The sequence below is a fragment of the Peteryoungia ipomoeae genome (genome assembly GCF_004912165.1).
Taxonomy (GTDB): domain Bacteria; phylum Pseudomonadota; class Alphaproteobacteria; order Rhizobiales; family Rhizobiaceae; genus Allorhizobium; species Allorhizobium ipomoeae.
In genome coordinates this window covers 1-12,786 of record NZ_STGV01000012.1, presented here as the reverse complement: position 1 = coordinate 12,786, position 12,786 = coordinate 1, and the positions used below count along the sequence as shown (strand labels likewise).

Below are 12,786 nucleotides of genomic sequence, written 5' to 3'. Positions count from 1 at the left end.
CCGCCGATCGACTTGTTGACGGTCGGCCCCCCTCGGTCAGCTCCCGGGTCACCATTTCCAGCGCGTCGCGTCCTCCGGGTCCGGAAAGGCGGTCACAATCGTCACCTCGCGCCGTTCCAGCGGCGTGTCGGACAGCAGCCGAAACGCCGCCCGCATGGCCTTCAGCGCATGCGTCACACCGCCGGGAGAACCGCCGCCGTGATGGGCGTTGGTGGCGTCGAAGGTGAAGCTGATCGGGTGGCCGTTGTCGAGCACTGTAATGGCATTAGACATCTGCGAGGGCTTTCAGGTTGGGAACGAAACGGTCGAGGAAGCCGGTCGTGGCCGGCATGAAATGCGAACCGTGGTGGAACATCGGGTCGAGCGATGAGATGACCGTGGTGCCCCTGGTCGAGACCGTGTCCTCGTAGAGGATTGCCCGGCCTTCGCCATCGCGGACCAGAACCGCTGCTCCATCCGGCGGAAGGAACCAGCCATGCAGGTGCCAGGTTGCCTGCTTGTTGCCGATACCAGCCATCAACGGATGGCTGGCCGCAGCCTCCGTCACCCGCACCCCGAGATCGGCTGTGGGGTCGAGCCACCACCACCAGTTCGTTGGCGTGCCGGTGAAATCAACATGCGGCAGCCAGAGGTCGGAACAGCTCTCGCCGAGCGCCACCACCGTGCCGCCGGCATCGAGGTGACGGGCGAGCACCGCCTTCTGCGCGATCATGCGCTGCGCCGGTGTGCGGCAAGGGACCCAGAGAATGTCGTCGGGGCGCAGGATGTCGCCGAGCTGTTCCGGCGAGCAGATGACGTCGAATATCCCGGTGTAGCGCGGCCCCTCAAGGCAGCGGATATGATAGTAGGTGCCGGAGGATGGCGCGACGATGCGCCGCCGTCCGGTCCGGGTCGACATGCGCATGCCGCCGTAGGCTTCGGGCTCGGCAAGCAATTGGTGGGCCGCCGACGATGACGACGCGGTCGGCCAAGGGTCGAGGCAGGCGCCGCCAAGGGTCCAGTCAATCATGCGCCGCGTCAGCTCGCTCGAGAGGTTCCATTCGAGTCCGACCGAGCCGAGATCATTGCCTGAATGGGAAAAGATCCGCCCGCCGTGGGGACGTGCCCAGACCCAGTCGACCGGCACTTTGGCCGGCCCCAGGCCGTTGATCGCGACGGCCCCATCCGGCAGCGGATTGCAACCCCGGCCGTAAAAGCCCGCCACGCCTCTGTTGGTCTCGAGCTTTGAAAGATCGATGCCCGAAAACAGCGGATGGGCGTTGACTGGGGAAAGGTCGAAATCGGCGCGCTTTGGGGCGTTGATCGGCCGGTACTGGTTCATGCCATCGACCAGCGGCCGCACCATGTGGCCGTTGAAGAACCAGCGACCGCCGGCGTCGAGGAAGGCCGCCAGCGCCTCGCGCATCAGGACCATGGCGTTCTGGTCGAGCTGGTTGCCGGTGATCAGGCCCCTGTGGGCGAGAAGCATCTCCGCAGTTAGGTCCGGCTGCTCCACGATCGTCAGCAAACCTGCGGCCTCCGCCGCCTTTACGGCTTCCGAGGGGGCCTCAAAGGCCGATTTCAGATAGATCGTGCCCATGCGGCCTCTATTCCGGCGAAGGCCGGCAGGATCGCCCGGTGCGTCTCGCCCGTCGGTCCGGTCACGTCCCAATCAGCGCATCGCCACGAGGCGATCCGCTCGACCAGTTTCGCCGGCGTTACTGCGCGATTTTCATGGTCGGTGATCGTAATCGCCTCCGCAATCATGGCGTTGGGTTGAACCGCAACCAACGCGACGGTGATCGCCAGCTTCTTCCCTGTGAAAAACATCGAAAACCCCTCAAAATCCAGTTACGCATCAAAAACCCTAAATATGAGTTTTTCGTCAAGATATTGCGCCGCCCGTGAGCCGCCGAGGGCCGGCTGTTACGCAGGGATGCTTCACGTCGCAATAGTCGCGTTGTTGCTGTGTCCGGAGAGGATGCACCAGAAGGACTGCCCGGAAGAAGATGCTTCGCTTATGTGGCTGGGCTCTCGCATCGAAGGGATACGAACCGCGGACCCGTCGTTTGGTTAATACATTCGCGCCGAATTTACATATGAGACTACGACTTTCTCGTGGGAATGGTTGATATAGGGGCGACAGTCGACGGTCCGCTTCAACGTCAGCTTAAAGAGAGGCCGACATTGAAGGATGCTAAAATCCGGGCTTTAGGAAATCAGATGTCTGGGCGCGCGCGTCCTCTATCAAGCACAGATCAAACAATGCCTCCTTAACGGCATCAAAACCTTTCTCCACTACCGTAAAGCCAATGGTTTCGCGCGGTTTTTTTAGAAAGTTAACGGCATATCTGCTCTTGGTGATGCTGGCACAATCATGTGCAAACGTTGCCGATGCAAGCGATTCCAACAACATTCGCACGTCATGCTGGGCCACCGCCACGCTCTCGGAAAACGTCGTCGCAGTGGCCCGCGATGAACACAGATGGTCCTGCTCTGGCGCCAATCAAGAATTCTCCATTGATGCCGAACGAGTACTCCTCCGCTTCGACATCCCACCTGTCCAGGCACCCGTTCGATATCTGCTTTCACGTCGGAGTGCGTTCGACGCGCTGCATCTCTTGGCGATCGACGAAGATGGCGCGGTTCGTCAGACGTCCTTTCCTGCGGTCGCCTTGCGCAGCTCAATGGCTGGCGGCTACTTTAAAGCGGATCTGCCAGATGTCACTCTAGCGACCAGGCAGGTGATCGCGGCAGTTGACCTGCCCACCCACAAAATGACTTTGGAGAATGCGTATCTTTCCCCTGTTGACTCAGGCGCTAGCGCTGCCGATTTGCGGTTCCTGCTGCTGATTGCCGGACTCGCAGGCATGCTCGTTATGCCTCTTATCTTCAATGCAGCATTCTACCGAGCCCTGCGTGAACCCTTCGTCCTCTGGCACTCGGTCCTCACAACATCGCTGCTGATGACGATAGTTGTTACATCTGGTCTATCGGTCGCTTTATTCGATCCTCCAGCAATGACGCTGAGCTGGATGACGACACTGCTCTTCGGGGTTACGATCAGCTCGGGCGCCATGTTCACATATAGCTTTATTGAGCCCGGCATGATGCATCCCCTGCTGCGGCGCATTCTACCCTATTGTGCCGCATGGGCGGTCTTCCTGAGCGTCTTTCACGCCACCTTCCCCTTCGTCGCACGCCCGGTGCAATCAGTCGTCTACACGGCGGCGTTTGGACCGATACTGGCTGCCTTCGTCTGTGCGATGGTCGATTCCTTGCTGAGAGGAAGCCGTGCTGCGAGGTTCCAGGCCATCGGTTATGCGCCGTTGGCACTGGTCGGATTGGTACGACTGGTGACAGGGGTAAGCCCCTGGCTGCACAGCGCGGACGCGATGGTCCTCTTCTATTTCGGGTGCATGTTTGAAGTGCTTCTCACGACGCTTGGCGTGGCAGAACGTTTCGTCACCATCAGGCGGGAGCGAGATCGTGTGCGCAACGAGGCAGATCTCCTTGAACGGCTATCTGAAACCGATCCGCTGACAGGTCTGCTCAACAGGAGGGCGATCGAGCGGCAGTTCGAGCAGCTTCGCGAGGTTGGTTTCACCGCGCTGGCAGTCATCGACCTCGATCATTTTAAAGCGATCAATGATGGATACGGGCACAGCACCGGAGATGAGGTACTTAAGGCTGTAGCCGTCGCACTGAAGGCAGGGTCGAACGTGCGCGCGTATCGCCTTGGTGGCGAGGAGTTCATACTTCTCCTTCGAGGTCAGGACGTGGATGCACAGGCCGAGTTTCGCCGCCAGGCAATCCCTGCGACCGTCGCCGATGCGGTTCCGGGTCTCGCAGGGCCTGTGACGGCGAGCATGGGCATCACAGCTATCTCTAGCGTCGATGCCTTCACGACCGTTTATGAACGAGCAGACAAGCATCTTTACGAAGCCAAGAGTGCGGGACGAAATAGAACCCGCAGCGAGTTAGGTCCCACGCATTCATCGGTAACCGCCCAGATTGATCAGGTCATGATTGCATAGCCCGCAGCAGCGCCGACCATGCGGCTCATTACGACTAACTCATTTGCTGATATCTATGTCTGCAAGTGGCGGAAAAGGCTTATAGCACCTCGCGAGCATCTGCTTTCAAGTGTCTGCCACGATGGCTTCTACTACCGAATTGAAGGTGCAAAGCGGTCGTGACGCACGAGCCGCATATCGCTCAACAAAATACCCTTTTGGGCGTCTTTGCCTTGAACCAGAACGAACCCTCGACCTGTGTCTCAGATCTACTAAGTGATTGATACAAAAGTAGGCGTGGTTCGTCCGGGACATCGGCGGCGCGTAAGTCCTCACCATGGAACGTATTTATCCCCCTTCAGTCTTCGCCAGCCGCGAATTCCGGATCGTCTTCGTCCTCGTCCAGATCTGTCTGATATAGATAGTCCGGCTCCCCTTGTTCGTCATCCTCAATAGGCGACACATAGCGCTCTCCGGTCAGCATCTCTCGCAGCAACAGGAGCTTGCCGAACAGCTCGTCGAACGTCACGATGCGAACGTCCTTGAATTGACTGCGCATCATCTCGAACGAACTGATCTGGCTGGGATCGGTCGGCATTTTACCGACGACGATCACGCAGTCGATCGCGTAGGCCTGCAACTCGGAAAGTTGGGGCGAGAACTGCTTGTGTAAAGGAAGGGTGAGCGTCAACTTGTGACGTTGGTCGAGAACCTGCACCACTGCGCCCATCAGCGCATTGGACGGTTTCCAGACCCCGCCGCGGTAAGTCGAGCCGCACACCGGCGTTTGCGGCGTCTTGATCTCGACAAGGGCCGCGTTGTGGCTCGAGCTATTCTGCGAGAGGAAGTCCGCAATCTTGGTGCCATTGCCTGCAATCGTGCCGCCACCCACTGATGCGGCCGACTGCACCATGACGATCGGATAGCCGAATACCATCGACAGAATGAAAGGATTCAGCTCCAGCATCTTCTGCCAGTGGCCTTCATTGTGGTTTTTAGCCATGCTTTTCTGGAACGAATTTATCAGCCGGTCCAGGCTGACCAATTCAAGATCCTTCTGCAGCTGTACGAATTCCTTGGGGTCACGATCTGCGATGGCCGTGGCGTTGCCCACCACCGTCTTGAGCAAAGCCGTGCGATCCTTACCCTTGAGCACCGTGCTCGATGCCTCTTCGCCGCCCACAAGCTTGTAGATCGTCCCCGGCCTGTAAGGCGGCTCCCTCAGGGCGTGGTGTTCGGGATAAACTTTATGAAGCACATTGTTATGGGCAAGGATGGTGCGCTCGATCAGACTTTCCTGTTGATGCTTGCGTGTCGTCCGGTTGAACGCCATGCGCAGGTTGAAAAAATCCAGATCGCTAAAATAGAAGGTGGAATGTTCATGCCTCGTGGGATCTTTCCCGCCGATAGCGATGCGGGTCACCTTTTCGATTTTTTCCACCGCATAGATGATTGGCCGTAGCTCCTTGGTGAACCCGAGGCCATAAGCTGGGTCTTGGACAAAGCCACCCGGCAGATGCGTTTTCAGGAACGCTAGGGCGCTACTATGGTCGGTTGGCGGCTCGAAATCGCCTGGAGGCAGGTCAAACCAGATTGATTTGATATTGTCGTATTTCTGCGCGTAAATCTCGCCAGAAAAATGAGCAATGAGCGGGAAAACGCCAGCGATATTTTTGTCCAGATCAAGGGTAAACAACAACGTCGGCTCGTTGACGTCCAACAGGCCATAGTAAGCGTTTGCATTACGGACCAATCGATCATTGAGCTGAACATAGACATTGATCGTGTCACCCAAATTGCGAACGATCAGTCGCAGCTCTCCATCCCACTCGTCCGCCATACACACTCCCCAACAGCAAGCATTTCCCTTTGCCCCGCAACGCGGGCTCGATGGTCGCAACTACTCGCGTGTCGGAAACTTACACGAACCGGCCTTCTTCACCATTTATCCTAAATTAGCTAAGGTCTTCATTTCACGCGTATACTCAGGACCGACAGTCAGTTCGCTTTTACCGAGGGTAGGATCGAGCATCGACGTTGTAAAAATAATCTGATGCGGGAACTTCGCTTGCTTCGATTCCTCGATCAAAATTTTCTGGAAATTATGGCTCCGGATCGGCTCCATCCCCTTGTCTTCAATATTGTCCATCAACAGGAATTTCGGATGCCAGAAATCGGCATCGTAGCTGGCGCTCAACAAAAGCGACAAGATGGACGTGTTCTTTAGGATGACGTTGCTGCTTTCAGCAAAGTTCATTTTCCCATCGACGAGCATGGCGTCGTCCCCAAAATTGATCGAGAACGAGGTGGGATTTTCAAAAGCCTCCTGCCGCTTCAAATCCTTCCTCAGAATGCGTTTGCCAATGGTGCTCACTAAGTTCATGGCCTTAGAGATCCGTGCAGTCGAAGATGCCTCCAGCCGCTTGATCGTCGCCTCGAGCGAGGTGATCTCGTCATTGAGCTTCGCCCTTTCGGCCGAAAGCTCATCAATCCGCTGAAGGGTTGCACGCAACTCCTCCATGTATTCCGCTTCGCGTTCAAGGCTACCAAGTGCTTTGAATCGTTCGGCAAGATAACTCTCACGCGGCGAATTGCTGGTATCGTATCGAGACGCATAGTCTGTCATCGTAGAGGAATATCCGCGACGAAGCGCCCTCACCTCACTTCGAAGCTTTTCGACCTCGGCAGCCTTCATCGCCAAAAGCTGCCTCGACTCCCTGATCTGCAGTTCGTTGTCGACTTTGAGCTCGAAATACCTTGACCGCACTTTCTCTTCATCAATTACTTCGTCGCAGACAATGCAGTGCTGTGCGTCCTTGTCCGAAAGCGGCTTCAGGCATGATGGACAATATTGAAACTCGATATTCCCGAGCTTCACAGACAGATCCTCGGCAGCGCTGAGCGCAAAAAGTTGTTGTTCGAGGTGTTCGATAAACTGATGGAGCTCAGTTTCTTCATCGACGAGGTCACTGATGCGCTGCTCAGAAAGCTGTAGGTCGCGCGCCAACGTCTGCAGGCGCCGGCGCATCGTTTGCCGTTCAGCAGCAAACTGTTTAGCCTGCTCGTCGCCGACGACCTCATCTACGTTGCGGATCTCTTCCGCGATCCGACTTTTTCGAACTTCAAGTTCTTTCAATCGGGTGTCGAGAATAGCGATCGATGTTAATCCTTCCGAGCTCGGGAGGGACATCACTGCGGCTTTGTAAAGCCGATCCTTGTCAGAGTAGGCGGATTTAACACCGCGCAGCTTGATCTGGCTTTCATAAAGGTCATATCCATTGACGCCTATGACAAGCTGCCCGACGGTCTCGCGTATATCGCCTGTATCGAAGCTTTCGAACCGAAAAAGCTTGCCGGGCGGCGTCTGCTGATCGGCATATAGCAACCGCAGCATCTGGTGCATCGTGATGTTCGAGTTTGAAACGTTGGGTGCTTCCGGGACTCCCGCCGCCCTGAACATGATTTGCGTGAATGACAGGTCAAGTCCGCCAGACGGGCGTCGGATTGGAACGCGCTGCCACTCATCGATCCCTTTGTCGAGGGAGTCTTCCATCGATCCATAATAGACAAGGATTGGCTCCTGCTTGCCAGCGACGGAACGGTGCAATGTCAACGTGGACTGCTCCGTTTCCACCTCGATCCTAACGGCAGAACAATTTTGGGCAGCATCTTTCCATCGGTCAAACTCACCGCCGAGTCCATAAAATATGAAGTCCGCAATAGTCGACTTGCCCGAGCCGTTCTCACCGCGGATGATGTTCACGCCACGATGAAACAGCTCATCATACGCGACGTTCTTCCCTTTGGTGATGCGAACCCGCTTGAGCGCAAAGAAGGAAACCACGCTAAGTACCAACCCTTCTCAGTCCCGTCATCTCACGCAGACCGCCTTTTCCTCTGCCGATCGTGACATAATCAGTGACGAGGAAGTTCAAAATTTTGTCTTCTCCCGGCAATACAAGGCGGGCACCTAGGTCGGAGGCAAGGCGATCTCCTTCGCTGCTCAGGCGGTATTGATCCTTGTCCACAAGCTCAAGCTCGACCAAGCCCCTGCCGATCAAATTGTGCAGCGCCTGCGCTTGGATGCCCCCCATTTTTGTGTACAGGATCGGGGGCGAGGGATGCTGTATGAAGGTCTCGTCGGGCTTTGGAATACGCAAAGCATTGAAAATACGCCGTACTTCACCCGTCATATGAGTTAGGTGTAAAAGGCTCGGATTGACGAAATAGAAGTCGGTTACGAACAGTCGGTCCCGGTTGGGCGCCTCAGACTTCCAATGCGACAGCAGCGCCAGATAACGGCGTGCCGTGTCGATCAGATCCAGCTGTGCGTACCACATCCGATACGTCATGGCTTGTCCCAACGAATGTGGCAGCGCTCAGTCAGAAAATAGAGGGCATTCATAACCGTTTTGGCGGTTGCGTTATCGTCAGCGTATTTCTGGCTAAGGGGCTCAATGATTTGAGCCTGAATGGCGGTCGCGATAGTGGCCTCATCGGCGCCGCTGCATATCAGGGGGTGGAAGATCAAACTCTGAAAGCGCTGTTCAATGTCAGCGAGCAAATTTTTATAGACGGTCGATATTGACGTTTTAAGTCCCGTCCGCAGAAAGGGACGAGCAAACTTGCTTTGCGAGTCGTTTGCAAAGCCGTATTCGTGTTCCCGCCCAGCATCAATCATCTTAGTCATGAGGTCGCGCCTGTCCGTTCCCGACTGCTCATCGAGTGCGTCGTCGTCGAACGCGATCGCTTTCGGTGCATCGGTTGGACAGGAGGGTGGAACTAGCTTGCGCAGTCGATGCCTGATGCTGGTGTAGATCAGATCGTCGCGACCACTGGGTTTGCAAATGTTGATGTGGTCGGCGTCGATTGGAATAGGCATTGCCCCATTTACGCCCGGATCAGCGCTTCGCTCGTCGACCACGAGGAATGATTTCTTGGTGAGATGCTTCTCGTGATAAACGGACACCGCCATGGAAGTCCGGTGGCAATGGGCACGAAAGCTCTCGTTCAGCTCGACGAGCTCTGCGTTATCCTTCAGGAGCTTTTCCACGTGCACAGATGTAAATCCCTGGACGAAGAACTTGAGCAAGCCAGCCAGGCTAGAGCCACTATGGGGTGTGGCTATGAATATTACGCTGGCGCACCGTGCACCAATCCTCTGCCAGTCTTCGTCTGTCGATTCACGCGCAGTCCTGATAATCTGCTTGACTAGGAGACCACCGAGACTGTGGCAGATGAAAATGATTGGCCGGCCACCAAACTCGTAGCTCGCGAGCGTCTCAAGGACGTTCTTCGCTCGGTCGTATAGATTCATCTCCTTTTTTGCCCATTGGGCAAAGACACTGGCCGGAAAACCGATGGTGTAGAGATTTAGGTGAGGAAGATCGGCCGACAGCCAGTTTGGCCAGTAGCCACCTTCAGGCTCGCTCGATCCATCAAAACTCCAGGTTTCGACCGGATCTCCTGAAAGTCCATGTACGAATATGACGTCGGCAGTTCCGCTGTTCGCCGAAATGGTCGCGAAAAAATTGGTGGAAGCTGACACGGCATTTCCCAAATAAGCAAATCACTTCCACAACCGTAAATTATGACTGCAGTATTTCAAGTGTATCTCCAGATAATACCAGCAAATCCGAACCGCTTTTTGGGGTGGCAGTTAAGCACGTAAAGGCTTGGCTTTATGGTTGTAGATCCGCAGCGCTCAGAGTATCCCCCACGCCCGAAACCTCCCCCTCCCCGTCATCTCACGAAGACCGAGCTCCTGCACGATCCGCCGCGCGCCTTGCGGCGTGACCTCAAGCGTCTTCGCCACCATGCCGGCGGAGATCAGCGGCCGCGCCATGACGAGCTCGACAAGCTCCGGCAGCCTGGACGACGTCCGCCGCCCCTCCAGTTTGCGCATCATCATCTGCCGGGCGAGAACCAACCGGTCATGTTCTTTGAGTCCAATCTCGGCGGCAATCGTCAACGCCCTTGAAATCGCCAGCAACCGCGTCTCGCGATCACGATGCCGGCGCCGATCGACGGGAATAGCCTTGAGCCCGACATTGATCGCTGCGAGATGGCCACCGGTGGTGACGCCGCCCTCACGCAGGATCGAGGCAGCCAGCAGCCGACCGAGCCAGGGCGCATGCTGGAGCACGGCGATTTCATTCCAGGCGTCGAGCGCCACGATGGCCAGCAGGACCGGCGGCAGATCCTGGGCGCGCGTCAGCACGGTCCGCCACTCCTCCAGCCGCTCGTCCTCATCCCAGTCGAGGTCGTAGACAAACGGGTCCTTTTCCGGGACGTTTTTGGCGCGACCCGGCGCCCTCGCCTCCTCGATCGCGGCCTCGGACCGGGCGAGCACCGCATCGATCGCAGCAAACGCATCACCAAGACCGTCGGCATCAGGATCTTCGGCCTCCCCTACCCCAACCCGAGCGTCGCTGACTTCAATACTCCCATCCGACACCCCCTCCCCGTCTCCTCCCGATGATGCCGCGGGCCACGCCCGCCCGCGAAGGGAGGCGAGTCCTTGGGCCGAGAGAGCCCAGGCGGGGGGATGGGCGGCGATACGGCGGCGGGTTTTCAAAATGTCGCGGGCGATGGTGAGTTCGTGGGTGGGGGCGCGGATATCTCGAAGCGCATCATGCAGGACGAGGTCTTCGAGATGAACGAGTTCGCCATCGACCCAGAGCGAGGCATGCGCGTCGAGGAAATGCGCGCGCTCGAGAAAGCCCTCACCGACGGGGGAGCGGGCAATGCGCTCGTCGAGACGGGCGAGCGCAACGGCGGCCTCGGAGATTGGCCGCAGCAGTACCTGGAGCAAATCCGGTGGCACGAGGGATTCCTGTTTCCGGTAATTCATGATTCACTCCCGTTATGACGAAGCGCCGCCTGCCTATGGTCGAGCATGCTGACACGCTGTCGCTGAGGGCGCTGCGCGAGCTCGTGACCGGTCTGGTGGAGCGGGCTGATCGGGCAGACGCCCGGATTGAGAAGCTCGAAGTTGAACACCAGAGGCTTCGCGATGAGAACGATCAGCTCAGGCTCGAAAACACCCGGCTTAAGATCGACAATCAGCTTCTGCGTGACGAGATTGCGCGGCTTAAAAACCTGCCGCCCCGCCCGCCCTTCAGACCGTCGGGTATGGAGAAAGCAACGCGTGACAAGCCGCTCTCGGGCAAGGATCCGGCGCCCCGGCTGCGAGGGCCGAAGAACGACACGAAGCGGGTGACGCGTGAAGAGGTGCTGCCGGCCAGTGTACCGCCCGGATCGCGCTTCAAGGGCTACAAGGACTGCTTCGTCCGGGATCTGGTGCTCAAGGTCGAGGTGGTTCGTTACCGGCGGGAGTGCTGGGTGACGCCAGAGGGGGACACCATCACAGCACAGCTGCCTGCGGGGATAACAGGTGGCTTTGGACCCAATCTGCGGCGGTTTTGTCTGATGCTGCATGCGCATGGGCAGGTCACGACGCAGCGAATGACGACGTTGCTCAACGACGTTGGCGTCGAAATATCGAAGCGCCAGGTGGTGCGGTTCCTGACAGAGAGGCTGGATGGTTTCCACGCCGAGGATGCAGCCGTGCTGCATGCCGGCCTCGTCTCGGCGCCCTATGTCACGGTCGACGACACCGGTGCCCGTCACGCCAACCGCAATTTCCATACGACGCATATTGGCGGCGAGCATTTCACCGCCTTCCGCACGGCGTCCTCGAAGTCGCGGCTGAACTTCCTCGCCCTCTTGCGCGGCAACTATCAGGACTATGTTCTCAACGACGCCGCTTTCGCGCTGCTGGACGACCGGCAGGTCGACCCTGCCCTTACTGCCCGGTTGAACACCCATGAACCGCTGCGGTTTGCCAACCGGGTGCCCTTCCTCCAGCACCTCGCTGAACATGGCATCGACATCTTCGACACGGAGACGCTTCGGCCATTCGCAGAGGCCGGCATATGGGGCGCCATCCGCCATCATGGCCTGGTCGGAAACGCGGTGATCGTCTCCGACGATGCCGGGCAGTTTCGGGTCGGCACCCACGCGCTGTGTTGGGTGCATGCAGAACGGCTGCTGCAGAAGCTGATGCCGGCCACGCCCGGCCAGGTGAAGCACGTCGAGACCCTGCGCGAGCTCATCTGGCACTTCTACAAGGCTCTGAAAGCCTATCGACGAAGGCCTGACCCAGCTATGGCCAAGGGCCTGCAGGCGCGCTTCGACCGGATTTTCTCGATCCGCACCGGCTACAGCGATCTCGACAAACTGCTGTTTCGGCTGAGGCGTCGCAAGCCGGAGCTGCTCAGGGTTCTGGAGCGGCCAGAGATCCCGCTTCACACCAATGCGTCGGAGCGAGATCTGCGCGGCTTTGTCATCAAGCGGAAGATTTCCGGGGGCACGGTGAGCCGCAACGGACGCCAAGCGCGCGGCAGCATGCTGGGCCTCTCGAAGACCTGCCAGAAGCTTGGCTTGTCGTTCTGGCACTACCTCGGCGATCGGCTGGGGATCAGCGACAAAGATCATCCTATTGCCCCGCTCGCTTCCCTGGTTGCGGCCCGTCTCTGACGACCACCCTGCCCTCTCAGCAGCCGATCCTGCCAGCCCGCACAAGCCCCCGAAACTGCAGATTTTCTCGCCGTTGCCACCGGATTAGCCCCGCTTACCGCAGCAGGCTCTGGATGGGTAATTTGGCAAGATCGTAAGACATTGAAATTATGGTAAATGATTCGTTAAGAGAAATCTATCTCGACGTTAGCATTCGCCACCCCATAGACTGCTCCAGGCCACGCCTGGCCGCCGATAAGTAACCCTTATC

General features: G+C 57.7%; 10 protein-coding genes. 2 read left to right on the top strand and 8 right to left on the bottom strand.

Going from position 1 to position 12,786, the window contains the following annotated elements:
* Positions 1-48: 48 nt before the first annotated feature.
* From FAA97_RS20655 to FAA97_RS20645, 3 genes are read right to left on the bottom strand one after another with little or no spacing between them, the layout of a single operon-like run.
* Complete coding sequence (locus tag FAA97_RS20655; RefSeq protein ID WP_136600471.1) at positions 49-273, bottom strand: hypothetical protein; 225 nt, start codon at positions 271-273, stop codon at positions 49-51.
* On the bottom strand, positions 266-1,579 hold the full coding sequence (locus FAA97_RS21350; RefSeq protein WP_136600470.1) for a hypothetical protein: 1,314 nt from the start codon (positions 1,577-1,579) through the stop codon (positions 266-268). The genes FAA97_RS20655 and FAA97_RS21350 overlap by 8 nt, the downstream gene beginning before the upstream one ends.
* A complete protein-coding gene (locus FAA97_RS20645) occupies positions 1,561-1,809 on the bottom strand; it encodes a hypothetical protein (RefSeq protein ID WP_136600469.1) in 249 nt (82 codons plus the stop codon). Before FAA97_RS20645 ends, FAA97_RS21350 begins: the two co-directional genes overlap by 19 nt.
* A gap of 533 nt (positions 1,810-2,342) precedes the next feature.
* Here FAA97_RS20645 and FAA97_RS20640 point away from each other — a divergent pair.
* Complete coding sequence (locus FAA97_RS20640) at positions 2,343-4,016, top strand: sensor domain-containing diguanylate cyclase (RefSeq protein WP_246041613.1); 1,674 nt, start codon at positions 2,343-2,345, stop codon at positions 4,014-4,016.
* 337 nt (positions 4,017-4,353) lie between these two features.
* On the opposite strand, the gene FAA97_RS20635 is transcribed toward FAA97_RS20640, so the two are convergent.
* The 5 genes from FAA97_RS20635 to FAA97_RS20615 form a co-directional block, all read right to left on the bottom strand.
* Complete coding sequence (locus tag FAA97_RS20635; protein ID WP_136600467.1) at positions 4,354-5,835, bottom strand: Shedu immune nuclease family protein; 1,482 nt, start codon at positions 5,833-5,835, stop codon at positions 4,354-4,356.
* A gap of 105 nt (positions 5,836-5,940) precedes the next feature.
* Positions 5,941-7,851, bottom strand: a complete 1,911-nt coding sequence (locus FAA97_RS20630; RefSeq protein ID WP_136600466.1) for an AAA family ATPase — start codon at positions 7,849-7,851, stop codon at positions 5,941-5,943.
* Complete coding sequence (locus FAA97_RS20625) at positions 7,841-8,347, bottom strand: ABC-three component system middle component 5 (protein ID WP_136600465.1); 507 nt, start codon at positions 8,345-8,347, stop codon at positions 7,841-7,843. The genes FAA97_RS20630 and FAA97_RS20625 overlap by 11 nt, the downstream gene beginning before the upstream one ends.
* Complete coding sequence (locus FAA97_RS20620) at positions 8,344-9,543, bottom strand: ABC-three component system protein (protein ID WP_168801070.1); 1,200 nt, start codon at positions 9,541-9,543, stop codon at positions 8,344-8,346. The genes FAA97_RS20625 and FAA97_RS20620 overlap by 4 nt, the downstream gene beginning before the upstream one ends.
* A 156-nt stretch (positions 9,544-9,699) precedes the next feature.
* Positions 9,700-10,848, bottom strand: coding sequence for an RHE_PE00001 family protein (locus FAA97_RS20615; RefSeq protein ID WP_136600463.1), 1,149 nt, complete (start codon positions 10,846-10,848; stop codon positions 9,700-9,702).
* A 14-nt stretch (positions 10,849-10,862) separates the two neighbouring features.
* Between FAA97_RS20615 and FAA97_RS20610 the strand changes: the two genes are divergently transcribed.
* On the top strand, positions 10,863-12,536 hold the full coding sequence (locus tag FAA97_RS20610; RefSeq protein WP_136600462.1) for an IS66 family transposase: 1,674 nt from the start codon (positions 10,863-10,865) through the stop codon (positions 12,534-12,536).
* The last annotated feature ends 250 nt before the right edge of the window (positions 12,537-12,786 follow it).